This is a genomic window from Streptococcus cristatus ATCC 51100, from assembly GCF_011612585.1.
In the GTDB taxonomy this organism is placed as follows: domain Bacteria; phylum Bacillota; class Bacilli; order Lactobacillales; family Streptococcaceae; genus Streptococcus; species Streptococcus cristatus_H.
This window is the reverse complement of record NZ_CP050133.1, coordinates 1166725-1192455: the sequence shown is the minus strand read 5'-3', so window position 1 is coordinate 1192455 and position 25731 is coordinate 1166725. Positions and strand designations below refer to the sequence as shown.

Annotated in this window: 29 protein-coding genes and 1 pseudogene; all 30 read left to right on the top strand. The window is 41.4% G+C overall.

Features of this window, described 5'->3' with window-relative positions:
• The first annotated feature begins 8 nt into the window (after window positions 1–8).
• Entirely contained in the window at window positions 9–689 is a 681-nt protein-coding gene (locus tag HBA50_RS05960; RefSeq protein ID WP_045499664.1) for a DnaD domain-containing protein, read from the top strand.
• Window positions 690–990: 301 nt separating this feature from the next.
• Window positions 991–1263: a hypothetical protein gene (locus tag HBA50_RS05955; protein ID WP_045499667.1), complete on the top strand. Its 273-nt coding sequence runs from the start codon at window positions 991–993 to the stop codon at window positions 1261–1263.
• Window position 1264: 1 nt separating this feature from the next.
• A complete protein-coding gene (locus tag HBA50_RS05950; protein WP_045499670.1) occupies window positions 1265–1624 on the top strand; it encodes a hypothetical protein in 360 nt (119 codons plus the stop codon).
• A complete protein-coding gene (locus tag HBA50_RS10195) occupies window positions 1615–3588 on the top strand; it encodes a TreTu family toxin (protein WP_045499673.1) in 1974 nt (657 codons plus the stop codon). The genes HBA50_RS05950 and HBA50_RS10195 overlap by 10 nt, the downstream gene beginning before the upstream one ends.
• Entirely contained in the window at window positions 3588–3905 is a 318-nt protein-coding gene (locus HBA50_RS05935) for a hypothetical protein (protein ID WP_045499676.1), read from the top strand. Before HBA50_RS10195 ends, HBA50_RS05935 begins: the two co-directional genes overlap by 1 nt.
• Window positions 3906–4149: 244 nt before the next feature.
• Window positions 4150–4581, top strand: coding sequence for a hypothetical protein (locus tag HBA50_RS10380; RefSeq protein WP_243746219.1), 432 nt, complete (start codon window positions 4150–4152; stop codon window positions 4579–4581).
• Between the two features lie 104 nt (window positions 4582–4685).
• Window positions 4686–5063, top strand: a complete 378-nt coding sequence (locus tag HBA50_RS05925) for a hypothetical protein (RefSeq protein WP_045499681.1) — start codon at window positions 4686–4688, stop codon at window positions 5061–5063.
• Between the two features lie 129 nt (window positions 5064–5192).
• Window positions 5193–5486 carry a hypothetical protein gene (locus tag HBA50_RS05920; RefSeq protein ID WP_045499683.1) on the top strand — a complete coding sequence of 98 codons (294 nt, stop codon included), beginning with the start codon at window positions 5193–5195 and terminating at the stop codon, window positions 5484–5486.
• A gap of 181 nt (window positions 5487–5667) precedes the next feature.
• The gene (locus tag HBA50_RS10375; RefSeq protein WP_235285274.1) at window positions 5668–5823 is read left to right on the top strand and encodes a hypothetical protein; all 156 of its coding nucleotides are present in this window, start codon (window positions 5668–5670) and stop codon (window positions 5821–5823) included.
• A 186-nt stretch (window positions 5824–6009) separates the two neighbouring features.
• Window positions 6010–6426: an immunity 70 family protein gene (locus HBA50_RS05910; protein ID WP_045499686.1), complete on the top strand. Its 417-nt coding sequence runs from the start codon at window positions 6010–6012 to the stop codon at window positions 6424–6426.
• A 341-nt stretch (window positions 6427–6767) separates the two neighbouring features.
• Window positions 6768–7457, top strand: a complete 690-nt coding sequence (locus HBA50_RS05905) for a tRNA (adenine(22)-N(1))-methyltransferase (RefSeq protein WP_045499689.1) — start codon at window positions 6768–6770, stop codon at window positions 7455–7457.
• On the top strand, window positions 7444–8241 hold the full coding sequence (locus HBA50_RS05900) for a Nif3-like dinuclear metal center hexameric protein (RefSeq protein ID WP_045499692.1): 798 nt from the start codon (window positions 7444–7446) through the stop codon (window positions 8239–8241). The genes HBA50_RS05905 and HBA50_RS05900 overlap by 14 nt, the downstream gene beginning before the upstream one ends.
• Before the next feature lie 11 nt (window positions 8242–8252).
• On the top strand, window positions 8253–9365 hold the full coding sequence (locus HBA50_RS05895; RefSeq protein WP_045499695.1) for an NAD(P)/FAD-dependent oxidoreductase: 1113 nt from the start codon (window positions 8253–8255) through the stop codon (window positions 9363–9365).
• A complete protein-coding gene (locus HBA50_RS05890; protein ID WP_045499698.1) occupies window positions 9362–10402 on the top strand; it encodes a hypothetical protein in 1041 nt (346 codons plus the stop codon). Before HBA50_RS05895 ends, HBA50_RS05890 begins: the two co-directional genes overlap by 4 nt.
• A gap of 109 nt (window positions 10403–10511) precedes the next feature.
• Window positions 10512–10982, top strand: coding sequence for an 8-oxo-dGTP diphosphatase (locus HBA50_RS05885; RefSeq protein ID WP_045499701.1), 471 nt, complete (start codon window positions 10512–10514; stop codon window positions 10980–10982).
• A gap of 22 nt (window positions 10983–11004) precedes the next feature.
• Window positions 11005–11828: pseudogene (gene tmpA, locus HBA50_RS05880) on the top strand (ZIP family manganese transporter TmpA).
• Between the two features lie 134 nt (window positions 11829–11962).
• Window positions 11963–12832, top strand: a complete 870-nt coding sequence (gene rfbA, locus HBA50_RS05875; RefSeq protein ID WP_045499704.1) for a glucose-1-phosphate thymidylyltransferase RfbA — start codon at window positions 11963–11965, stop codon at window positions 12830–12832.
• 4 nt (window positions 12833–12836) lie between these two features.
• Complete coding sequence (locus tag HBA50_RS05870) at window positions 12837–13430, top strand: dTDP-4-dehydrorhamnose 3,5-epimerase family protein (RefSeq protein ID WP_015605114.1); 594 nt, start codon at window positions 12837–12839, stop codon at window positions 13428–13430.
• Between the two features lie 241 nt (window positions 13431–13671).
• Window positions 13672–14718, top strand: coding sequence for a dTDP-glucose 4,6-dehydratase (gene rfbB / locus HBA50_RS05865; protein WP_045499707.1), 1047 nt, complete (start codon window positions 13672–13674; stop codon window positions 14716–14718).
• A 201-nt stretch (window positions 14719–14919) separates the two neighbouring features.
• Window positions 14920–15522 carry a hypothetical protein gene (locus HBA50_RS05860; protein ID WP_045499710.1) on the top strand — a complete coding sequence of 201 codons (603 nt, stop codon included), beginning with the start codon at window positions 14920–14922 and terminating at the stop codon, window positions 15520–15522.
• Between the two features lie 210 nt (window positions 15523–15732).
• Window positions 15733–16026 carry a cupin domain-containing protein gene (locus HBA50_RS05855; protein WP_045499713.1) on the top strand — a complete coding sequence of 98 codons (294 nt, stop codon included), beginning with the start codon at window positions 15733–15735 and terminating at the stop codon, window positions 16024–16026.
• Window positions 16027–16142: 116 nt separating this feature from the next.
• A complete protein-coding gene (gene hemW, locus HBA50_RS05850; protein ID WP_045499716.1) occupies window positions 16143–17273 on the top strand; it encodes a radical SAM family heme chaperone HemW in 1131 nt (376 codons plus the stop codon).
• Between the two features lie 3 nt (window positions 17274–17276).
• Entirely contained in the window at window positions 17277–18014 is a 738-nt protein-coding gene (locus HBA50_RS05845) for an acyl-[acyl-carrier-protein] thioesterase (RefSeq protein WP_045499719.1), read from the top strand.
• A gap of 10 nt (window positions 18015–18024) precedes the next feature.
• On the top strand, window positions 18025–18795 hold the full coding sequence (locus HBA50_RS05840; protein WP_045499721.1) for a TIGR01457 family HAD-type hydrolase: 771 nt from the start codon (window positions 18025–18027) through the stop codon (window positions 18793–18795).
• Complete coding sequence (locus HBA50_RS05835; RefSeq protein WP_045499723.1) at window positions 18788–19411, top strand: TIGR01906 family membrane protein; 624 nt, start codon at window positions 18788–18790, stop codon at window positions 19409–19411. The genes HBA50_RS05840 and HBA50_RS05835 overlap by 8 nt, the downstream gene beginning before the upstream one ends.
• A 19-nt stretch (window positions 19412–19430) precedes the next feature.
• Window positions 19431–20402 (top strand): CPBP family intramembrane glutamic endopeptidase, encoded by a 972-nt coding sequence (locus HBA50_RS05830; RefSeq protein WP_045499726.1) that lies wholly within the window; start codon window positions 19431–19433, stop codon window positions 20400–20402.
• 130 nt (window positions 20403–20532) lie between these two features.
• Entirely contained in the window at window positions 20533–21927 is a 1395-nt protein-coding gene (locus HBA50_RS05825; RefSeq protein ID WP_045499729.1) for an IS1182 family transposase, read from the top strand.
• Between the two features lie 175 nt (window positions 21928–22102).
• Window positions 22103–22846: a DeoR/GlpR family DNA-binding transcription regulator gene (locus HBA50_RS05820; protein WP_045497679.1), complete on the top strand. Its 744-nt coding sequence runs from the start codon at window positions 22103–22105 to the stop codon at window positions 22844–22846.
• On the top strand, window positions 22843–23754 hold the full coding sequence (gene pfkB, locus HBA50_RS05815) for a 1-phosphofructokinase (RefSeq protein ID WP_045497676.1): 912 nt from the start codon (window positions 22843–22845) through the stop codon (window positions 23752–23754). The genes HBA50_RS05820 and pfkB overlap by 4 nt, the downstream gene beginning before the upstream one ends.
• A complete protein-coding gene (locus tag HBA50_RS05810; RefSeq protein WP_045497673.1) occupies window positions 23751–25712 on the top strand; it encodes a PTS fructose transporter subunit IIABC in 1962 nt (653 codons plus the stop codon). Before pfkB ends, HBA50_RS05810 begins: the two co-directional genes overlap by 4 nt.
• The last annotated feature ends 19 nt before the right edge of the window (window positions 25713–25731 follow it).

Sequence of the window (25731 nt, the reverse complement as noted above, 5' to 3'; positions counted from 1 at the left end):
GAGGTACTATGACTTATTTAGCAGCTTACAAAAACGGCAACTTGGTTCTTCCAAGTGCCCTCTTTTTGCATTTTAAAGACATTTTTGATTCCAGTGATGATTTTTTGGTCTGGCAGTTTTTCTATCTGCAAAATACTACTTCATTGGAGGAGTTTGCGCCTAGTCAGATTGCGGAGCATATTGGCAAGACCTTATCAGAGGTCAATCGTTCCATGTCCCATCTGACAGAAAAAGGCTTGCTCCAGTACAGAACCATCGAACTGAATGGGGAAATTGAAGCGATTTTTGATGCTTCACCAGCCTTAGAAAAGCTAGATGAGCTTTTGGAGACTTCTAGTCCTACTGGGTCAAGGCCGGCATCTGATGGCAACCTTCTCAAGGAACTAGTTGAAACCTTCCAGCAAGAGCTGGGTCGTCTTTTGACTCCATTTGAAATTGAGGATTTAACCAAGACCATTAAGGACGATCAAACCAATCCAGATTTGGTCAAGGCTGCCTTACGCGAAGCGGTTTTCAATGGCAAGCCTAATTGGAAATATATCCAGGCGATCTTGCGTAATTGGCGGCGGGAAGGTATTACAACCCAAGCTCAAGTAGAAGCCAAACGGGCGGAGCGTGAAGCAAGTAATCCACAGAATGTAACGGTTTCGGATGATTTCCTCAAGGCCATGAATCTGTGGAAGGACTAGTTACAAGTAAGTGCGGTGGGGTTGTGCGAAATGTTTGAAGATTTTGCTTTTCTTTCTACTATCTAGTTTTAGATTTAAAGATCTTCAAGTCATTATAAATAGTTCCAACTCCGAGTGGTTGCTCAGTAATCGCTGGCTATTGAGCAATTATCTACCATTTTAATAGTTTCTGAACATAATAGGGCGAGACTGCAACATTTTTGTTTCAGTCTCTTTTTTGTTTTAGAACCTATGATTTTGAGGAATTATGATATAATGGAAAGGTATATTGACAATTCCATAAACAAGAGGAGAAGCAAAGATGGGACAAATTAAATCAAGCACTATTTCAGCTAGGTCTGCTATCAGCGAGCTAGTTGGAGTTGATACCAGCAATGCACAAAATCAACAAGTTGACTTTTCCTATACGGCGGAAATTTCTGGGATGGAAGCTGGCCGTCAAGCTTGCAATCAAATGTTACAGGCTATCAGTGACTTCAGTTCGGCCGTCCTAACTCAGGCCAATAAATTTCCAGAAATTGCTGCAAAAATTGAGAAACGCGATATAGAGCAGGCTAAGCGCTGGGAGAGTTGAGATGAAGGCAGATAAAAGCGAAAAAGAACGTCAGGCACTTTACGAAAAAATTCTCAAAGTTGACGAAAAAGAAGACAAATTTATAGCTCTCAAACATCAATACGAAGATTCTCTGGCAAATTTTGCGACGGATTTCCAATATTTGACGAATCGAATGGAAAATCTACTTTATGAGTATCCGCAAAATACTGCTTCCCTCAATCGTGATTTAGCAGAGACTCACCATCTTAACCAACAGGTTAAGAACTATGTGGGGGTGCAGATGGATGAACTAGAAAAGCTCGGTCGTCAAACAAGAAAGACTCTGGAAGAAGAACGAGAAAAACTGACCAAAGAAAGGAATAGTCTGCCATGGGAGTGAAATATAGTGCAGCAGATTCGGCCCAGCTTATCCAAGCGATGACCAGCAATCTGCAGGTAGCTAATCAGGTGACCGATCGTCTATCTAGTGGCTGCGATCACCTGATTGCCTCTTTGGAATCGGGTGAGCTGCAGGGAGCGGCTTATACAGCGGGAAAGGGCTTATTTACAGAAATTATAATCCCTGCTATCAAAAAGCTACAAGCTGCTATTGATGATATTCAGGAGGAGCTTTCCTCTTATAAAAATGCCGATACCGAGGTGGCCAAATACGGCGAGTTAGATTTGGATTTATTGAAAGAACAACTGAAAATAAAACAGGAGATGCTGGAGAAAACCCAAGCTCAGCTGGCAGAGTATCAATCTCTATTTCGCCGGATTATTGATGGAGTTGCAGGGAAATTAGCTGACAATCTGTCCAAGACGAATGCTCTGACAATGCTGGAAAACCAGCTAAATATCGGTATTCGGGAAATTCAGGAAAAAATTGACAAACTGGAATGGTTTGTGGCTCAGGTATCCCAGTATTTCACAGATAGTCTGCAGGTTTTGGCCCTAGCTATTCAGGGAGCGACGCAGCTTAGTCAGGTATTGGTAGACAGTGAGGGTAATTACTCTACTGATGGAATAGATATGAGTTGGTCTGCTAAGATGAAGGCTCAGAAGATTCAGACTGTTTCAAAGAGTGATTATCGGACACCCCAAGAACAGGCTATAGACAAGGCTGTCAAAGATATGAAGTTATCCGGTACTGCTGAAATCTATTACCGAGGTAAGCTTGCAGAGAAGCTGCAGGGAAAACCACGTTCTGAATGGAAGAAGATTATTTCAAACTTTAATAAAGATCTTAAGACAGATAAAGGGGATAATCTACTGGATGTTTTCAATATGACCCGAGCTGAGCTTGAGGAAAAGTATGGTGGCAAGATTCAGGCCTATGAACGTTTTTTAACCACGGGATATGGTGATGCATCTATTGCTACTATGAGTCAGGATGCTCTTCAATTGATTATGGCGAGATATGACCAAGTAAAAAATGATCATCGAGGCTTGAGTCCCACAGAATTAGCTAAGGTTGATCCAGCTTTCAAGAAAAAAATAGATGGTATGAGCCAAGAGGAGATAGAAAAAGAATTTCCTGAGCTCAAAAATGCCATTTCCCAAGCTCATGTGAAACCATTTGGCAGTTTAGGCATGTCAGAGACTGAATGGGCTAATCATCGCTATGTGACAGACCGTTATTTTTTAATGGACAGTCAGAAATTACTTAGTTGGCGTGATCCTAATTACACGGCGAAGTTTAATCATTACATCCTTGAAGAAGGGATCAATCCGATTACACTTGAGCCTGCGACAGCCAAAGAAGTCCAAACAGCTGAATGGTATAATCGCATCCATCCTATCACTGAAACACTTAGCTGGGGTGCTGCCTTGTATTCTGCTTATGTAGGGTATAACCAGTATTACAATAAACCTTATACAACAATCTCCGAAGCTTTTGGAAAGGGAAAAGATTGGATTAAAGGGAAAATTCCAAGCGTGGGGAGTCAGCCGGTGGTTGATCCTCAACTTCCATCAAAGAATTTGGACTCCAAATTACCTAAAATTAATGTTGGTGGCTTAGATAACCCTATTGTAGATGAGATGTCAACTGTAGGACGATGGATGTCAATGGAAGAATATACAAAGATGATTGATTCTGGTAAAGTTCAAATGTCACCGAATGGAAATACAACATATGTTGCTACTCCTTCTAATATTGAAGCATTTCCAGCTGCTAAACCAGGAAGCGTTTTTACAGAATTTGATGTTAATTCCCAGAGTCTTTATCCAGCTGGAAAAGAAGGATGGGGACAAATCCCAGGTCCAGGATCTCTAATTGATAGGTTAAATCAAAAGAAGGGCTTGCCAGCCATAACAGAAATGCCGGATGCTCGTAATATAAATATCAAAGGAGAAAAGTAATGAGTCGACTTCAAGAAGTAAAAAAAGTGACTAAAGAGTGGCTATCAGAAAACATTGATATTCTAAAAGAAGAAAATATTAGTCTAGAAGTTTTAATTGATAATGAAAATTGCTTGAGAATATTATTAGAAACAAAAGATAAAATGGGAGAAATACTAGTTGAAGAGCCAAGCTTTGCTCCTTATAAAAATTTCAAATTTGAAATTGCTCAAATAATTGATAATCGAGCTCAGATAGTAAATGCATGGTACGACAATGAAAATACAAATATTGAAGACTATAAAGTTATATTAGATACTGGAATGGTTCTTATGTAATAACTGTTGCCACAGAATATGTTGATATTTGAATAATATATAGATTACGATGTATTTGGACTCTGATGAGAAGATTATTTCAGCTTTTCCTAGCAAAGAATAGTTAAAACATTGAATTATAAGACGAGAAAGAGGAGAAAAATGCTAAAAAGAGAATATGATATATTCAAATATCAAAATAATAGTATTAGCTTAATGATAAGTTTTTTTGATTCCTATTATCAAACCTTATGTGAATTTTTTGATGCAGAAGCCCATCAATCCGATTACACTTGAGCCAGCAACAGCCGAAGAAATCCAAACAGCTGAATGGTATAATCGCATCCATCCTATCACTGAAACACTTAGCTGGGGTGCTGCCTTGTATTCTGCTTATGTGGGGTATAACCAGTATTACAATAAACCTTATACAACAATCCCCGAAGCTTTTGGAAAGGGAAAAGACTGGATCAAAGGGAAAATTCCAAGCGTGGGGAGTCAGACGGTGGTTGAGATAAAAAACTACAGTATGGATGACTTAGCGAATCTTAAGCACACAGAGAACTTTACAGAGAAGTCTAAGATTCACATCTTTGAAGGTGATATTAATAAAGAAGGTCGAGCAGGAGGCTATCACAATGATATGGTAGAGGGGACTTCTGGAAATATTATCGAGGGTACGAAAGTTCTGCTTTAAATGATGCTGGGATTAAGGAAGGAATTAAAATTGGAATAGTTCTTACTGATGATGGGAAAATTATTACCGTCTATCCGACCGTTTCAGAATAGAAAGGGATTTGAATGTTAAAAAGAGAATACAAATTATTTAAAAGTGTTGAGAATGGAAATGCACTTACGGTATTGTATAATAGAGAAGATTATGAAATTATAACAACCTTTATGATTACAGAAGTTACTGACTTTTATCTAGATGTTCGAGAAGCTTTGGAGAGTGTAATTACTGGGAATATGGAAGAATATGCTTTTGATGGTAATTTGTTAGGGCTTGAAATTGGAAAAGAAAGAACAGAAGTTTACTTCCAATTTGAGGAAGAAATATTAGGTGGTCCATGCTTTATTCCTACAAATGAGCTTTATAAACTGGTTTTAGAGTGGAAAGAAATGGCAGAAAAAATGCACAGAGGGGAAGATATTTTTCCTGTGATTTTAGAAGATTAATCTAGTATAAAGAATTTTAGGGTAGGATACTTTCTTTGCCCTTTTCGTCTCGTAGATTTGTTGAGAAACACGGTCCTAACTTTGAACAAAAGCATTTTGAATATACCTCTAGGACAGGAAAATATTAGTATGTTAGAAACAGTTTTAAAAGCAATTGATAATTTGTTATCAATAATTGACCAATATAAAATTAAAAACGTTCATCCGCAAGTAGAGGATTTAAAATATTTAAAAAAATCTTTGAATACCAATGACGAGCTAAGTACAAGGGAAAAATTTACTCTTTATCAAGAACTTTTTCCACCACGCGGTGGTTTATCAGATATTCATTATTGGCATAACGACTTTGGAACAAGAAAAACAGTTAATGAAGTCATATCAGATTCAACGAAAACAATTGCTGATTATTTGCTGGAACGGTAACAAAATAATTTAATGGTGAATATTCTTAAAAAAATTAAAACTAAAACCTATAAAAATAATGATTTAATAAATAATATAGATTTAAATCCAAGGTTGTCCTGTTTTCCAAAGTGATATTTCATTCACAAATGACCTGCATGATATAAATCAGTCCTTTGATGTATTCTTGTCAAGAGAAATTTTGAAGATTCGGTTAATTGATGTGGAAGAAACATCTTATCTAACGAATGGTCGAGTAAAATTAGGTTTTTCTCAAGATGGAATACTAGTGAGTATTTTACTGTTGAATTTAACAGATAAAGAATACGCAGATTTAAAAGATAGTTTTAAACCATAATAAATAACGTGAGTAGTCAGATTAAAAAAAGACTCACAAATTTACCAGAAGGTACCGAACAAACAGTTGTTATTGATGTAAGAGGTCAAGAGTATAATTTAGAAATACTCCGAGATATTAAAAATAAGATTATAGAAAAATCAGACTATAATGCTGAGATTCTATTCAAGAGAGAGTGAGGAACTTATGACGGTTGGTTTAAAAGTAGATTTATATTGGTACTCTATTGGAACAGGAGGTTTTCTCCACTCGTTTTTTTCAACAATTTGTGTTCGTTTAGAAAATAATGTTTGGGGGAGCAGATTCCCTATTTTGATGAATGAGTTATATAGCGGAAAGCTAGAACCACATCAGTTGGAGGAGGCTTTGCGTGAATTGGAGACCATCCAAAAGGAATTAGAAAGAATTAATCCTAATCAAGTTGTTTGGGATAATGAAGATAGAAGTAAAATGCCTCCTTGGGTTGACAATATCAGTCCAGATATCAAAGCGTTATCAGATTATTTTGTGACAAGCAGTGGAAAGAATCTAATTTCTGTGATAAAAAGAGCTTTGTTGGATGCTATAGATGAACAAGTTGAACTTGAAATAAAGAGTTTATGAAATGTCATGACTGATTAGAATTAAATATTTTATGAAGAATCCAATATTGATTCATAAAACTATTACACGGCTTGGGATTACTCAGGTCGTGTAATTTTTTAAAAGAGATTTTAGCCTCAAAGAATTAGCAAAGGTTAATTCAGTTTTCAAGAAAAAAAGTCAAGAGGAGATAGAAAAAATTCTATACTGCGCAGGACTAAGTCCTTTTATTTAATTTCAATTCGTTTGTTGTAATAATCAATCTAATCGGTTTATCGAAAAGCTGATTTTTGTTCCGCTGCTTTTTTTATACCCTTAAAAATGATATACTGAATAGAAGAATGTTTAGAAAAGAGTAAGCAATGCAAAAAAAGACTATTTCCCAACGCTTGGAGCGAGTAGCTGCTTTTGTTCCAGATGGGGCAAAGCTGCTGGATGTTGGGAGCGATCATGCCTATCTGCCTATTTACCTGATTCAGCAGGGACGGATTGAGAAGGCTCTGGCCGGTGAAGTGGTAGAGGGGCCTTTTCAGTCTGCCCAGAAAAATGTGGCAGAGCATGGGCTGACGGAGCAGATTGAGGTTCGCTTGGCCAATGGTCTGGCGGCTTTTGAAGCGGAAGATCAGATTGACACCATCGTCATCGCTGGCATGGGTGGTCGCTTGATTTCAGAGATTTTGGAAAATGGCAGAGCTAAGCTTGCGTCTGTTTCCCGCTTGATTTTGCAGCCCAATAATCGAGAGGATGAGCTCCGCAGCTGGCTGGTATCCAACGGCTTTCGTTTGCTGGCTGAGGATATCTTAGAAGAGGCTGGTAAGTTTTACGAAATCCTAGTGGCTGAGGCAGGCCAGCAAACTTTGACGGAGCAAGAAAAACGCTTTGGTCCTTTCCTGTTAGAGCAGAAATCGCTAGTTTTTCAGAAAAAATGGCAGAAAGAACTGAAGAAATTCGAAGAAGCTTTAGCTCATATCCCAGAAAGAAATAAGCTAGAACGCTCTGCTATGTCCCAAAAAATCGACAGTATCAAGGAGGTACTCCATGTTAGCAAGTGAGATCATCGCCCGTTATGAAGCCTATTGCCCGCAAGAATTGTCCATGGAGGGCGACATTTCAGGCCTGCAAATCGGAACTTTGGACAAAGAAGTGGACAAGGTTCTAGTGGCGCTGGATATTCGTGAGCAGACGGTGGCAGAAGCTATCGAGGCAGGTGCTGGACTGATTATCGTTAAGCATGCGCCTATCTTTCGCCCGCTCAAGGACCTAGTGGCAGATAAGGCGCGAAATCAAATCATTCTAGACCTCATCAAGCATGATATTGCTGTTTATGTCAGCCATACCAATATTGATGTTGTAGAGGACGGGCTCAATGACTGGTTCTGCCAGTTATTAGATATTGAGGAGACAAGTTTTCTCAGTCAGACAAGTCCAGAACACGGTATTGGCCGCGTGGGGAAGATTGTGCCTCAGACTTTTGGGGACTTTGCGGCTAAGGTCAAGGAAACTTTTGGCCTAGATAGTTTGCGTCTGGTCGCTTATGAAGAAACGGATCTAGAACGTGTGGTTGAGCGTGTAGCTATTTGTGGTGGCAGCGGTCAGTCCTTTTATCCAGAGGCTATTGCCAAGGGAGCGCAGGTCTACATAACAGGTGATATTTACTATCACACTGCCCAGGAAATGCTGACAGAGGGGCTTTTAGCGCTGGATCCTGGACACCATATCGAGGTTCTTTTTACGGAAAAATTAAAAGAAAGGCTTGATACCTGGAAGGCAGAAGAGGGATGGGATATTGAGATTCTGGCTAGTCAGGCTTGGACCAATCCTTTCCGACATATTTGAGAGGGTGTGACATGAAAAAAGTAGCAGTGATTGGAGCTGGGATTGTTGGCTCAACAGCGGCTTACTATCTGTCCAAATTCCCAGATGTGGAAGTGACTGTCTTTGATGAGGGCAAGGGGCAGGCAACCAAGGCAGCCGCTGGCATTATCAGTCCTTGGTTTTCCAAGCGTCGCAACAAAGCTTGGTACAGGATGGCGCGTCTGGGCGCTGATTTTTATCAGGACTTGATTGCGGAACTGGAAGCGGCTAGTATTCAGACAGACTTTTACCAACAAACAGGTGTTTATCTGCTGAAAAAGGACGAGAGCAAGCTACAGGAGCTTTATGATTTGGCTTCTAATCGTCGGGAAGAGTCGCCCTTAATAGGGGAGTTGAGTCTTCTCAGCCGTCAGGAAACCCAGGAGAAATTTCTAGACTTGCAAGGCTTTGAGCGGCTTCTCTATGCTTCCGGCGGTGCTCGTGTGGAGGGAGCACTCTTAACGGAGACGCTTCTGAAAGCTAGTAAGGCAAAACTAGTTGAGAAAAAGGTAAGCTTGACAGTAGAAGGAGAGCAACTTCTGGTGGATGGTCAGAGCTTTGACTGTGTTATTTTAGCTGTGGGAGCTTGGCTGGGAGAAATCTTGCAGCCACTGGGCTATAAGACAGATGTTCGGCCGCAAAAGGGACAGTTGCGTGATTTTAAGCTGGCTGAAAAGACGGATGACTACCCTGTGGTTATGCCTGAGGGCGAGCTGGATATCATTCCTTTTCTAGCAGGCAAGGTCAGTGTCGGTGCCAGTCATGAAAATGATCAGGGCTTTGATTTGACGGTAGATAAGACAGTACTGGATCAGTTGCAGCAAGAAGCGGAAACTTATTTGCCAAGTTTGTCTAAAGCAGAGATTCTGGGTGAGCGCGTGGGAACGCGGGCTTATACCAGCGACTTTTCTCCTTTCTTTGGCGCTGTGCCAGACTTGCCGCATGTTTACGCTGCCAGTGGATTAGGCTCTTCTGGTTTGACAACTGGTCCGCTCATCGGACGCCAATTGGCTCAGATGGTTTTAGGAGAAGCGGGGCTGCTGAATCCAGCAGACTATCCTATTGAACGGTACGTGGAGAAGAAGATACTTAAGGAAAACAAATGATTATAATATTCCTCGTTTTACTTTTACTAGTAATATCAATCTTAATATCAATCTCACTCATTCTATTTATTAGACACAAAAATCGTTCTCAATATTCTCTTGATGCTCAAAATAATGGAGGAAATCAGGAACTAGCAAAGAATACAAAAAAGAAAATAGGCTTCGGTGTTTTGGGCTGTTTCCTATCTAGTGTGGTGATCGTTTTTCTCATGGCTCTTGTCTCTATGTTTCTGAATTTCATAGATATGTGGGGAGTTTTTGTACGAGTGCCGAAATATGAAATGATACAGGCTGTTCAGCGCTCTTATAAGCAGAGTGGATTTGAAGGAACGGTCAGAGTTTTAGATGCTAATAAAAACTATACCTCTTTTGCTGGTTATCTAATCAGTGCTGAGTATTCTGAGGAAATTGAGGGGAAAACGGTTAAGATCGGTGACCGAATTGAGTACTACACCTCTCGGGATGAGAAATATGGAAAAACGGATATTGACCTACAGCTTGAAAAGGGATATGCTATTTATCAAGCTTTCCCTAGTATCGCTTATACGGGACTTGAGCTGAGTCCGGGGTATAGTGAAACTTTAGAAACTGTAAAAGATAGCTTCACAAGAGCGGATAAGAAGAAATTATATTTAGAATCCCTTGATTTTATGATAGATAAGGATGCGCCACATATTGATGTATACGAGGCTCTTATAAAGAAGAATCGGGCAGAAGGCCAGCCTTTGCAGGGCTTGTATCCAATCCCTATTTCTGACATGTTGGAAAAAGAGGCTCTTGCCATTGAAATGAAGGTAATTTTGAACGTGGAGCAAGACGATGGATCTATCATTAGTATTGGCCAAGACCAGAAGAATGATGATAAAATCAAGCAGATTTTACAAGAGCAGCTAGCCTTAACCAAGCTACCAAATGCACGTTATCTTATAGTCATTAGTGTCGGGAAACATAGTAAGTATTCTGGATTTGGTAAATACGAGGTTATTGTTCAAAATCATCAGATCGTTCGATTTTCTATCCAAAATAAACAATATTAACTTGGAATAAATTTTTGGGGAGCTTGTTTCCGATTTCAGCTTGTGGTTGTATAATCATCATGAACGCGTCTTTCTTAAAGTTATTAGTTCCATGTGGAGAAGGTTTGATATGACAGAAACTATTTTGAATTGGGTCAATATTTGTGTGAAAAAAGACGAAGAAATTTTACTGCTTAATCGCCAGCATGATAATTTTAAAGGGTGGATACAACCGGGCGGGAAAGTGGAGTTTCCAGAATCTTTTTTTGAGGCTGCAAGGCGCGAATTAAAAGAAGAAACGGGGCTGACTGCTCTAAACTTGGAATTGAAGGGAATTTCAGGTTTCACTAATCCGAGTAAAAAAGAACGGTATGTGTATTACGATTTTCTTTGTACTGCCTTTGAGGGGCAAGTTAGGGGAAACGATCATGAAGGGGAGCCCAAATGGTGGAAGATTTCGGAACTTGACCAAATAGATATGCAGAACGACATACGTGAACGTTTGCCTCTCTACTGGAGGAAAGGCTCTTTCGAGCGGATTCATTACTGGAATGAGGAAAAACACTGTATCGGAGAAACCAAGACGATTTTGTATGATTGATTTCAGAGGATAAGGAGAAGTTATGGACTGGTTACGATCGCAGCCTGTGGTTATACAGGCACTCTTGGCTGGGCTTTTTACATGGGGATGTACTATTGTGGGCTCGGCTATTGTATTTTTCTTTAAACAGGTCAGTCGCAAGCTGCTGGATATTATGATGGGCTTTGCGGCGGGCGTTATGATTGCGGCTTCCTTTTGTCGCTTTTAGCACCGTCGATTGAGTATGCGGAAGTTTCTTATGGCAAGCTATCCTGGTTTCCTGCAGCGATTGGCTTTTTAGTGGGAGGTTTTTTCCTGCGGCTGATTGATGCGGTGGTGCCTCACTTGCACTTGAGCAAAGACATTTCGGAGGCAGAGAGTGTTCCTAAGCATAGCCGAAAGAAGCTGTCCAAGACGGCTCTGCTCTTTTTAGCCATTACCATTCATAATTTTCCAGAAGGTTTGGCAGTCGGAGTAGCCTTTGGCGCTTTGGCTGCTAATCCTAGTCTGGAAGCCTTTGTCGGCGCGATTGGTCTAGCTTTGGGAATTGGCCTGCAAAACGTCCCAGAAGGAGCGGCTCTATCCATTCCGATTCGGACGGACGGCAAGTCTCGGCTTAAAGCCTTTTACTGGGGTTCTATGTCCGCGATTGTAGAGCCTGTTGGAGCAGTGCTGGGAGCTGTTGCAGTAATGGCCATTACTGCAATTCTGCCCTATGCCCTCTCCTTTGCGGCAGGAGCTATGATTTTCGTGGTGGTAGAGGAGCTGATACCGGATTCGCAGACCAATGGCAATACTGATGTGGCGACTTTAGGTCTCATGGTGGGCTTTGTTCTCATGATGGTCTTGGATGTGGCTTTGGGCTGATGCCAACTTGGAATAAAAGAGTGGAAGAAAGCGGAATTTCCGCTCTTTTTCTTTTATTTGAGTCTAGTGAAAAGGATGACATCCGCTTTCAAAAATGGTAAAATAAAGGGAATACATTAAGAGAGGAAACTCATATGAAAGGTATTATTCTTGCAGGTGGTTCTGGTACTCGTTTGTACCCATTGACCCGCGCTGCGTCAAAACAGCTCATGCCGGTTTATGACAAACCCATGATTTATTATCCACTGTCAACTCTTATGCTGGCTGGTATCAAGGACATCTTGATTATCTCCACTCCGACGGATCTGCCTCGTTTTGAGGATTTGCTGGGTGATGGCTCTGAGTTTGGCATCAAGCTCTCTTATGCTGAGCAGCCAAGTCCGGACGGGCTGGCACAAGCCTTTATCATTGGGGCTGATTTCGTTGGAGATGACCGCGTGGCGCTGATTCTTGGGGATAATATTTACCATGGACCAGGTCTGAGTAAAATGCTCCAAAATGCTGCTGCTAAGGAAAAAGGAGCAACTGTTTTTGGCTACCATGTCAAGGACCCAGAACGTTTTGGTGTTGTAGAATTTGATGAAGATATGAATGCTATCTCCATCGAAGAAAAACCAGAACAGCCGCGATCTAACTATGCAGTTACAGGACTGTATTTCTACGATAATGATGTTGTAGAAATTGCCAAGAACATCAAGCCAAGTCCTCGCGGAGAATTGGAAATCACTGATGTTAACAAGGCTTACTTGGATCGTGGTGACTTGTCTGTTGAGCTCATGGGACGTGGTTTTGCCTGGTTGGATACAGGTACCCATGAAAGTCTCTTAGAGGCCGCTCAATATATCGAAACAGTTCAGCGGATGCAGAACGTTCAGGTGGCAAATCTGGAAGAAATTGCCTATCGTATGGGCTATATCACTAAAGAGCAAGTGCACGAATTGGCGCAGCCGTTGAAGAAGAATGAATACGGACAATACTTGCTCCGTTTGATTGGAGAAGCATAAGAAGATGACAGAACAATTTTTTGATAAGGAATTAGCAGCGCGTGAGGTTCCCGGAATTCCTGGAATGCTAGAATTTGATATTCCTGTTCGTGGAGACAACCGAGGCTGGTTTAAGGAAAATTTTCAAAAGGAAAAAATGCTGCCGCTAGGCTTTCCTGAAAGCTTCTTTGCAGAAGGAAAACTGCAAAATAATGTCAGCTTTTCTCGTAAAAATGTCCTGCGTGGTCTTCATGCTGAACCATGGGACAAGTACATTTCTGTTGCAGATGACGGTAAGGTGCTTGGTTCTTGGGTAGACCTGCGTGAAGGTGAGACCTTTGGTAATACTTACCAGACAGTAATCGATGCCAGCAAGGGAATTTTTGTACCTCGAGGCGTAGCCAATGGCTTCCAAGTCCTTTCTGACACAGTTTCTTATAGCTATCTGGTCAATGACTACTGGGCTTTGGAACTCAAACCCAAGTATGCCTTTGTCAACTATGCAGACCCAGCTCTAGGCATCCAGTGGGAAAACCTAGAAGCAGCAGAAGTCTCAGAAGCAGACAAGAACCATCCATTACTTAAGGATGTCAAACCATTAAGAAAAGAAGATCTGTAAGAAGATTTCTTTTCTGATTCATTAATTGATACTGAAATATATGATTTACCTCAGCTCTAATCCGAGCGAAGCGAATTAAAGAAATGATTGCCACTGTGGTGTAAGTCATGTAACAAATTGTTTAGTTTGTTACATGACAGGGGATTTTTGAGACATTAGGCTCAAAAATAAGCAATGAAACCGGAGGTTTGCTTGCGTCCCCACCACTTAAGGCAATTATAAAAAAGTTTAAGGAATAAAAATGACTGAATACAAAAAAATTATCGTGACAGGTGGAGCTGGTTTTATCGGTTCTAACTTTGTCCACTATGTTTACAATAACTTTCCAGATGTCCATGTGACAGTGCTGGACAAGCTGACTTACGCGGGTAATCGTGCCAATATCGAAGAAATTTTAGGCGACCGCGTTGAGTTGGTTGTTGGAGATATTGCTGATGCAGACTTGGTAGATAAGCTGGCTTCTGAAGCTGATGCTATCGTTCACTATGCGGCAGAAAGCCACAATGATAACTCGCTTAATGACCCGAGTCCATTTATTCACACCAACTTTATCGGAACTTACACGCTTTTGGAAGCAGCTCGTAAGTACGATATTCGTTTCCACCATGTGTCGACTGACGAGGTTTATGGAGACTTGCCTCTGCGTGAAGACTTGCCAGGTCATGGAGAAGGACCGGGTGAGAAATTTACGGCTGAAACCAAGTACAACCCAAGCTCGCCTTACTCATCAACCAAGGCAGCTTCAGACTTGATTGTCAAAGCTTGGGTTCGTTCATTTGGCGTCAAAGCGACTATTTCTAACTGTTCAAACAACTATGGTCCTTACCAGCACATCGAGAAGTTCATTCCGCGTCAAATCACTAATATCTTGAGCGGTATCAAGCCAAAACTCTACGGTGAAGGCAAGAACGTCCGTGACTGGATTCACACCAATGACCATTCATCAGGTGTTTGGACGATTCTGACCAAGGGACAAATCGGCGAAACTTACTTGATCGGTGCTGATGGTGAGAAGAACAATAAGGAAGTGCTGGAGCTGATTCTCAAGGAAATGGGGCAGCCAGCTGATGCCTATGACCATGTGACAGATCGTGCTGGTCACGACCTCCGCTATGCCATTGATGCTAGCAAGCTCCGTGATGAGCTAGGTTGGAAGCCAGAGTTTACCAACTTTGAAGCAGGTCTCAAAGAGACCATCAAGTGGTACACAGACAACCAAGAATGGTGGAAATCTGAAAAAGAAGCAGTCGAAGCCAACTATGCTAAAACGCAACAAGTGATTAAGTAAAAATAGGCTATCTATGCTAAGCCTTGTTATACAGGCGATATGCGACTAAGAGGCTGGGATTATTTGTCCCAGCCTTTTTCATAGGATTGTTAGTCTTTTAATCTCTTTGTTACAGAAAATGATGTAAAAATAGTGTAAAATGAGATAAATCCTTTCTGTGTTTTCAGCTAAGGAGATTTCTCAAAGTAAAGGAAGACAGATATGAAATTGATCAAAAGATTGGTGGGAATTGTCTTGGTGCTGTTGCTTGCAGCAGTGCTATTTCTGGTTCCTTCTTCTATCAATCCGAATGAACAACTAAAAAATGTTCAAGCGAATACTTCGTGGGAAAGTATGATTGAGCCGACTTTGAACAATGCTAATGCAACAGCTCAGGGAGTCAGCACTGAGGTCTCTCTCAATAGTGTTCAGCTTAATCAGCTTCTCAAGTCTTCGCTGACTGATAGCGAGAATCAGGAGCTGCTGAACAGTGCTTACAGCATTGAAGGCAATAAGCTGCGCATCCAGTATCCGGTTAAGCTATTTTTTATTGATAGTAAGCTGGATCTAGAAGTGGATGTGACGGTGAAGGGGAGTGCCTTGTACATCACAATTGATAGCGCCAAGCTAGGCATCCTTCCTATCCCTAAATCCTGGGTGACTGGCATGCTGAAGCAGCAACTGCAGACCTCTAATTCGACTATCACAACGGAGGGAGATAGTTTCCTTCTATCTCTGCCGCAGAGTCCATTCAGCATTGACAAAATCAGCCTGCAGAATGGAGTTGCTAAAATCCAGATCAGTATGGCTTATGGAATTCAATGATTTTGAAATCTAATTTAAACCAAATTTCTAGATTGAAGAAAAGATCTATTTTAGATGACGTTCTTAAATCTTTTTATATTTAAGAAATTAATTTAACAGAGCATGATGAAAATACCATATTTTGTAACTTTGTAGGTAGTAATTAGGAATATTAAAAAATTCAGACAATTCTTCGGAATTATGCTAAAATGAAGAAAAGGAGGGAAAACGATGAAATTTTACTCAATAGATCCAAATGTTGATATGGTTGAAACTCCGGTCGAAGAGCAAGGACGTCTTATCCGCCATTTGTACCTTGCTAAAGGAAAACAAATTCCTGAACATAGCGCAGATGCTCTTGTTACAGTTGTCTGTCTAGAAGGGAAGGTGGATTTTACTGCCTTAGGAGAAACTGTACAATTGGTGCCGGGAAGTTTTCTGACAATGGAGCCGAATGAACTTCATAGTTTATATGGCGTAGAAGAGAGCCATGTTTTAGTGATTCAGCAGTTGCTTTATCCGTGATCTGCTCGAACAGATGCTCTTTCAACATTAACTCAAGGAATTTTTCTATTTCTTGAGTTTTTTTATTCTATTTTCCAAGGGGGCTTTGTCGCTAATTTTATGCTATAATAAATACTATGCAAACTAAACCAACTTCTGCCTATGTGCATATCCCTTTTTGTACTCAGATTTGTTATTACTGCGATTTTTCAAAGGTTTTTATCAAAAATCAGCCGGTAGATAGTTATCTGGAGCATTTGATTGAGGAATATCATTCTTACGACATCAAAAAGCTCCGCACCCTCTATATCGGAGGAGGGACTCCGACGGCTCTATCGGCGCCTCAGTTGGCTTTTTTGCTGGAAAAGCTGACGGACAAGCTGGACTTGTCTTATCTTGAGGAGCTGACCATTGAAGCCAATCCTGGGGACTTGGATCAGGAGAAGATTGCTGTACTTAAAGACTCGCCTGTCAATCGGGTTTCGCTGGGCGTGCAAACCTTTAATGATCGCATGCTCAAGCAGATTGGCCGCAGTCACTTGGAAAAGGATATCTATGAGAACATTGCCAATCTCAAAAAAGCAGGTTTTGATAATATCTCGATTGACCTGATTTATGCCCTTCCCAAGCAGACTATGGAGGATGTGAAAACCAATGTAGCCAAGGCCATTGCTCTGGATATTCCCCACATGAGTCTGTACAGCTTGATTTTGGAAAATCATACGGTCTTCATGAATCGGATGCGGCGTGGGAAGTTGCCTCTGCCCAAGGAAGACTTGGAAGCGGAGATGTTTGAATACATTATAGCTGAGCTGGAAAAGGCTGGCTTTGAGCATTATGAGATTTCAAACTTTTCCAAGCCAGGCTTTGAGAGCCGCCACAATCTCATGTACTGGGACAATGCGGAGTATTATGGTATCGGAGCGGGAGCGTCTGGCTATGTTGATGGTGTTCGCTATAAAAATCACGGCCCCATTCGTCATTATCTGCAGGCGGTGGAAGCGGGTAATGCCCGTGTGCAGGAAGAAGTGCTGACGCTGAAAGAACAGATGGAAGAAGAGATGTTTCTGGGATTGCGCAAGAAGTCAGGTGTTTCTAAAAAGCGTTTTGAGGAAAAATTCGGTCTCTCCTTTGAAGATCAATACGGAGCTGTTGTGTCTGAGCTGACTGAGCGGGGCTTGCTAGTGCCTGACAGAGACATCGTGCGCATGACCAAACAAGGCCTCTTTTGGGGCGATACGGTTGCTGAGAAATTTATATTGGAGTAAATCATGGGCTTAACTTATCAAATGAAAATGAAAATTCCTTTTGATATGGCAGATATGAACGGCCATATCAAGCTGCCTGATGTCATCTTACTGTCTTTGCAGGTATCAGGCATGCAGTCGATTGAGCTCGGCGTCAGCGACAAGGACATGCTGGAGCAGTATAATCTAGTCTGGATTATCACGGACTATGATATCGATGTTACTCGTCTTCCTCGCTTTGCAGAGGAAATTACCATTGAGACAGAAGCATTGACTTACAATCGGCTTTTTTGCTACCGTCGCTTTACGATTTTTGATGAAGCGGGCGAGGCTATTATCCAGATGATGGCAACCTTTGTCCTTATGGATCGGGATAGTCGCAAGGTTCATGCAGTTGAACCAGAGATTGTAGCACCATATCAATCAGAGTTTTCCAAGAAATTGCTGCGTGGCCCTAAATATCCAAACTTAGAAAATCCTGTCAGCAAGGACTATCATGTGCGCTTTTACGACTTGGATATGAATGGACATGTCAACAATAGCAAGTATCTGGACTGGATTTTTGAGGTCATGGGAGCAGATTTCCTTACCCAGCATATTCCTCAGAAAATCAACCTGAAGTATGTTAAGGAAGTCCGACCAGGCGGCATGATTGCTTCTAGCTACGACCTAGACGGTCTGCAGAGTAATCACCAGATTTCCAGTGACGGTGAAGTCAATGCTCAGGCTATAATCACTTGGCAAGAGATTGAAAAAGATTAGAAAGTAATATATGACTTATAAAGGATATTTGATTGATTTAGATGGGACGATTTATAAGGGAAAGAGCCGGATTCCGGCTGGCGAAGCTTTTGTGCATGAGTTGCAGAAGCGCAAGATTCCCTATCTTTTCGTGACCAATAATACTACGCGCACGCCAGAAATGGTTCAGACCATGTTGGCTGAGAATTTCAACATTGAGACGCCGCTTGAAACTATTTACACAGCGACTTTAGCTTCCATTGATTATATGCAGGAGAAAAATCTGGGCAAGAAAGTCTACGTTATCGGTGATGTCGGACTGAAACATGCCATTGAAGAAGCTGGCTATGAGGAAGATACAGAAAATCCCGACTATGTGGTAGTGGGTCTGGACTGGGAAGTGGATTATGAGAAACTGACAATAGCGACGTTGGCCATTCAAAAGGGTGCTCACTTTATTGGGACCAATCCCGATCTCAATATTCCGACTGAGCGAGGACTGCAGCCGGGAGCGGGTGCTATCAATGCTCTCTTGGAAGCCGCTACTCGTGTTGAGCCGACCTTTATCGGCAAGCCCAATGCCATCATTATGGAAAAAGCCATTGAGCATCTAGGGCTGGCGCGTGAGGATGTGGTTATGGTCGGCGATAACTACCTGACAGATATTCGAGCGGGAATCGACAATGGCATTCCGACTCTTTTGGTTACGACAGGCTTTACCCTGCCAGAAGAGGTGCCAAATCTGCCTATCCAACCGACGCATGTCTTGTCTAGCCTAGCGGAGTGGGACTTTGATGCGTGATAAGTTGAGATTTTCAGCCAGCGTTTTGTGCTTGCTGGCAGTAGCCATTTTGTTGACCATTTATCTAGCTTGGTTGTTTTACCCGCTGGAAATTTCCTATTTCGCTTTGTCCGATAAGGTTCATTTGAAAGCAGAGACTATCCAGTATAATTTCAACATTTTGATGAATTACTTGACAAATCCTTTTAGTCAGAAGCTGTCGATGCCGGATTTTCGCTCTTCGGCAGCAGGTCTGCATCATTTTCAAGCGGTCAAGTATCTTTTTCACTTGGCGCAAGCTATTTTTCTAGTTACTCTGCCTGCTTTGATCTTCTTTATCAAAAAAGTGGTCAAAAAAGGATTTTTAGCTCTTTATCAAAGAAGCTTATTTATCTTGAGCGTATTGCCATTTGTCATGATTTGTTTGGCTGGCTTGATTGGTTTTGACAGCTTTTTTACGCTCTTTCATCAAGTGCTTTTTGTGGGAGACAATACATGGCTATTTGATCCAGCCAAGGATCCAGTCATCTGGATTTTGCCAGAAGAATTTTTCATGCACACCTTTATTCTTTTTGCTCTTCTTTACGAGGGAATCTTTTTAAGTTTGTATTTTTTCAGTAGAAAGACTCGTAGCTAATAATACCAAAGGAGAATTTATGAATACGTTACCTGAACCTTTAAATCCCAAGAAAGATTTGGGGAGATTTTCAGCAAGCTGCTTCACTTATTCTATCGTGATGCTTGTGGTCGTTATCCTTTATACTATCTTTTCCTATTTCTTTGTTCTTTTTCAGCAGGGCTTTGATATAGGTAAGACTGAGGAATTTGTAAAAAGTTTTATGGATAAAGATGGCGGTTCCTACATTATCGCTTCTTGTGTGGGAGTGCTTATTTTCACGATTTTCCGAGGCAAGCAGCTTTTTACTCGAGATTTGCGCAAGAAAAATAAAAAAATGACAGCCAAAGTCTTCTTCTTCATGATTTGTTTTTTGTTTTTCTCTCAGCTGTTTAGCACTTTGACGAGTCAGATCATGAATGCTATTTTGTCGCTCTTTGGTTTGGATCTTTCTGAGATTTTATCACAGGATTTTAGTTCTCATTCAATCACCATGTTTATCTATACAACGATCATGGCACCGATTACGGAGGAGATTATTTTTCGAGGAGCAGGATTGCGAGCCTTGGAAAAACACGGAAAAGTTTTTGCCATTGTCATGACGGCTCTTCTTTTCGGACTGTTTCATGAAAATCTCTATCAGGTGTATTTTGCAGCTCTGATTGGTCTGGGATTTGGTTACATCGCTTTTGAATATTCTATTTTCTGGGTGATCTTCTTCCATATTTTCAATAATTTGGTCATCGCAGAGGGGCTTGATTTCCTGACCAACTATATTCCAAAAAGTATCGTGAATCTCATAAATTATGGATTGATGACTGCAGGAACAACGGTTGTATTGATTGTACTCATCCTAAATAGGTCGAAAATTAAAGCTTATATTACTGAAAATAGATCTCAGCCGGGAACATATAAGCAAGCTCTTAAATCAGTCTGGTTCTGGGTATTTTCAATCTTATGTGTACTTGCTGCCTTTTTACCGATCCTTCTTGTCTATATCACTACAAGATAATAAAGGAATAAAAAGAAGCCTAATAGGCTTCTTCAGATTGAAGACAAAGTCCTTAGAAGACACTTTTCTAAGGGCTTTTCTTTTTGTAAAGTCGTATAATAGAGGTGAGAAGAATTGTGAGGTATTCTCTATGTTTCACAAAGAAAAACCTGATTATCATCGCTGCCAATATGGCTTCTATACGATCGACGAATTGGTCCCAGAGGATCACTTTCTTCGCCAAGTGGATTCAAAGCTTGATTTTGATTTTATCTATGACTTGGTAGAAGACACCTATAGTCCAGATAATGGTCGTCCTAGTCTCGATCCTGTCATGTTAGTCAAAATCTCTTTGATTCAATGTTTTTATGGCATTCGCTCCATGCGCCAAACCATTAAAGATATTGAAGTAAATGTAGCTTATCGTTGGTTTCTTGGACTAAGCTTGGATGACAAGGTCCCTCATTTTACCACCTATGGAAAGAATTACAGTCGTCGTTTTCAAGATAAAGAATTAATTTCAGAGATATTTTCGCGAGTGCTCCATCAAGCTTTATGTGCTGGCTTAATTGATCCTTCGGAACTATTTGTGGATGGTACTCACATCAAAGCGGCAGCTAACAGTCACAAATATCGTAAGAAAATGGTTGCCCAACAAGCTAAATTTATGAGTGAGCAATTGGAAGTTGAGATTGATTTAGATAGGAGGAAACATGAAAAAAAGTCCTTAAAGCCCGCAAAAGAAAGCGAGGCTAAAGAAAAGAAAATCTCAAGGACAGACCCAGAGAGTGGCTGGTTCCACAAGGGTCAACACAAGGAAGTATTTGCCTATTCTGCCCAGGTAGCTTGTGACAAGCATGGTTGGGCACTAGCTTATAGTGTTGAAGCAGGAAATGTACACGATAGTCAGGCTTTCCCTGCCCTTTTTTCAAAGATAGAAGCTTTCTCCCCACGCTACATTATTGCGGACTCAGGCTATAAGACCCCAGCTATTGCTCATTATTTATTAGAGCGAAACATCATCCCTGTCTTTCCCTATACCCGCCCCAAGGGTGTAAAAGGGAACTTAAGGCCCGGTGATTTTGTTTATGATGCCTTCTATGACTGTTACCTCTGCCCAGAGAACCAAGTGTTAACCTATCGCACGACGACCCGAGCAGGCTACCGTGAGTATAAGAGTGATCCAAAAGTATGTGTCGCCTGTCCCCTATCATCAGTTTGTACCCAGAGCCAGAATCAGCAGAAAGTCATCACAAGACATGTATGGAAAGATGACCTTGAATTTTGTGAAGAGATTCGCCACAAAAGAGGGATGAAGGAGCTTTATAAGAAGCGCAAGGAAACAATTGAGCGACTCTTTGGGACTGCTAAGGAATATCATAACTTGAGATACACCAGAGAGAAAGGAAAGTCCAAAATGGAAGATAAGGTTGGGCTTACTTTGGCGTGTTTGAATCTTAAAAAACTAGTAAAAATGAGGGTGGACAAGCCTTTTTATTTTGTTCAAATGACCATTATTCTATCAAAAGATGAAATATTAGCCTGACAAACAGAAAAAGACAAACACCATTTGGAATGTTTGTCTTCAATCTGGCCTAATAGGCTTCTTTTTTCTATATTCAAACAAATAATTTATTTTGATAGAAAATGATAGAAAATGCTTGACTTTGAAATTTAATCTTATATAATAGAACTGTAATCGATTGCAGAGGAGGTATTCTATGCTGAAGTCGAAAAGAAAGCAGCTGATTCTCGAGAAAGTTATGAAAGATAAATTTGTTTCTTTAGAGTATCTAGTAAAAGCTTTAAACACTTCAGAATCAACTGTTAGAAGAGATTTAGATGAGCTTGAAAGCGAGCGGAAGTTGAGGCGTGTGCATGGCGGTGCCGAGAGTCTTCACTTCTTGCAGGAGGAAGAAAGCAATCAAGAAAAATCTATCAAAAACATTCAAGAAAAAACTAGGATTGCTCAAAAAGCAGCCAGCTTGATTCAAGAATACGATGTCATTTTTATTGATGCAGGGACAACCAATGAACTCTTAGTCAATGAATTGCATGATCCAAGCGTGACAGTGGTGACCAACTCTATCCACCATGCGACTAAGCTGGTGGAGCGCAACATTCCCACTGTGATTATTGGTGGTGTCGTGAAACGGTCGACAGATGCCAGTATCGGCGGTGTCGCTCTAAATCAAATCGGACAACTAAATTTTGACAAGGCTTTTATCGGAATGAATGGAATTGACGATGGATTTTTCACGACTCCGGATATGGAAGAAGGAGCAGTGAAACGCGCTATTCTCGAAAATGCTAAGAGAACTTATGTTTTGGCTGATGCCTCAAAGTTGGGCAATACATCTTTTGCAAAAGTGGCACCAGTATCGCGCGCAAGGCTCATTACAAACCAAACTGAATCTGAAGTGATTCAAAAGATTAAAGAAAAAACGGAGGTAATAGAAGCATGATTTATACAGTCACACTCAATCCATCCATTGACTATATCGTCCGCTTAGATAAAGTAGAGATCGGTAGTGTTAATCGGATGGACAGTGATGATAAGTTTGCTGGTGGGAAAGGAATCAATGTCAGTCGTGTCTTGAAACGCTTGGATATTCCAAACACAGCGACTGGATTTATCGGAGGCTTTACTGGTAAATTTATCACAGATACATTGGCAGAGGAAGAAATCGAGACACGCTTTGTCCAAGTGGCAGAAGATACGCGTATCAATGTCAAGATTAAAGCAGACCAAGAAACAGAAATCAATGGAACAGGTCCAACTGTCGAACCAGCACAGTTAGAAGAATTGAAAGCTATTTTATCCAGCTTGACTGCCGAAGATACAGTTGTGTTTGCAGGTTCAAGTGCCAAGAACCTAGGTAATATCATCTACAAGGAGCTGATTGCCTTGACGCGCCAGACTGGTGCGCAAGTAGTGTGCGACTTTGAAGGACAGAGCTTGATTGATAGTTTAGACTACCAGCCACTTTTGGTCAAACCAAACAATCACGAACTTGGAGCCATCTTTGGAGTGAAAATCGAAAGTTTAGATGAAATCGAGAAATATGCTCGAGAATTGCTGACTAAAGGTGCCCAAAACGTTATCATCTCTATGGCTGGGGACGGTGCACTCCTTGTCACATCTGAGGGAGCCTACTTCGCAAAACCAATCAAGGGGACAGTGAAAAATTCAGTTGGAGCTGGCGACTCTATGGTCGCTGGATTTACAGGTGAATTTGTCAAATCCAAAGATGCAGTAGAAGCCTTCAAATGGGGAGTCGCTTGTGGAACAGCAACTACCTTCTCAGATGACTTGGCAACTGCGGAATTTATTAAAGAAACATATGAAAAAGTTGAGGTAGAAAAACGATGAAAATTCAAGACCTATTGAGAAAAGATGTCATGTTGCTAGATTTGCAGGCAACTGAAAAAACAGCCGTCATCGAAGAGATGATCAAAAGCTTGGTCGATCACGGTTATGTGACGGATTTTGAAACATTTAAAGAAGGCATTTTGGCGCGTGAAGCCTTGACTTCAACTGGTTTGGGTGACGGAATCGCTATGCCGCACAGTAAGAACTCTGCTGTCAAAGAAGCAACCGTTCTCTTTGCCAAGTCAAATAAGGGTGTTGACTATGAAAGCTTGGATGGTAAACCAACAGACCTCTTCTTCATGATTGCAGCTCCAGAAGGTGCTAACGACACCCACTTGGCTGCCTTGGCAGAATTGTCTCAATACTTGATGAAAGACGGTTTTGCTGACAAATTGCGTAAAGTATCTTCGCCAGATGAAGTTATTGCTCTTTTTGACCAAGCTTCAGAAAAAGCAGAAGAGCCTGCAACTGTTGCTCCTGCCAACGAATCTGGCTACTTCCTCGTAGCTGTTACAGCTTGTACAACAGGGATTGCCCACACTTACATGGCTCAAGAAGCCCTTCAAAAAGTGGCTGCTGAAATGGGTGTCGGCATCAAGGTTGAAACCAATGGTGCCAGCGGTGTCGGCAACAAACTGACAGCAGAAGACATTAAAAAAGCTAAAGCGGTCATCATCGCAGCAGACAAGGCTGTTGAAATGGATCGTTTTGACGGCAAACCTTTAATCAGTCGCCCGGTTGCAGACGGTATCCGCAAGACAGAAGAACTCATCAATTTAGCTCTTTCTGGCAATGCCGAAGTCTACAAGGCTGCTAACGGTGGCGCTGCAGTAGCTAGCAGCAATGAAAAACTTAGCTTGGGTGGTGCTTTCTACAAGCACTTGATGAGCGGTGTTTCTCAAATGTTGCCATTCGTTATTGGTGGCGGGATTATGATTGCCATTGCCTTCTTGCTGGATCAGATCTTAGGTGTACCAAAAGATCAGCTTTCTAATCTGGGAAGCTATCATGAGATTGCAGCTCAATTTAAGGCAATTGGTGGTGCAGCCTTTGGCTTCATGTTGCCAGTATTGGCTGGTTATATCGCCTACTCAATCGCTGAAAAGCCAGGTTTGGTTTCTGGTTTCGTAGCCGGTGCAATTGCTAGCAGCGGTGCATCATTTGGTGGTGTTGCCTATGCTGCAGGTGGTGAGAAGACACTCTCTCTAGCGGGTGTATCATCTGGTTTCCTTGGAGCTCTGGTCGGTGGTTTCTTAGCTGGTGGTGTGATTTTAGTCCTTCGCAAATTACTTGCAGGTCTGCCTCGCTCACTTGAAGGTATTCGTTCCATCTTGCTCTTGCCACTTCTTGGTGTTCTTGTGACTGGATTCCTTATGCTGGCAGTCAATATCCCTATGTCAGCAATCAATACAGCCCTCAACGATTTCCTTGCTAGTCTAAGCGGAAGCTCTGCGGTTCTTCTCGGTCTCTTAGTCGGTGGTATGATGGCTGTCGATATGGGTGGACCAGTCAACAAAGCAGCTTATGTATTTGGTACAAGTACACTGGCAAGCACTGTTTCAACTGGTGGTTCTCCAGTCATGGCAGCGGTTATGGCAGCCGGAATGGTTCCACCGCTTGCAGTATTCGTGGCAACTCTGCTTTTCAAAGATAAATTTACTACCGAAGAACGTGATTCTGGTTTGACAAATATCGTTATGGGGCTTTCTTTCATCACAGAAGGTGCGATTCCATTTGGAGCTGCTGACCCAGCCCGTGCAATCCCAAGCTTTATCGTCGGTTCAGCTCTTACAGGTGCACTTGTTGGTCTGTCTGGCATCAAACTTATGGCTCCTCACGGAGGAATCTTCGTCATCGGTTTGACAAACAACCCAATCCTTTACCTTGTCTATGTCTTGATTGGTGCAGTTGTCAGCGGTATTCTTTTCGGATATTTGCGTAAACCACTTGAAAAATAAAACATATGCGAAAGAATCT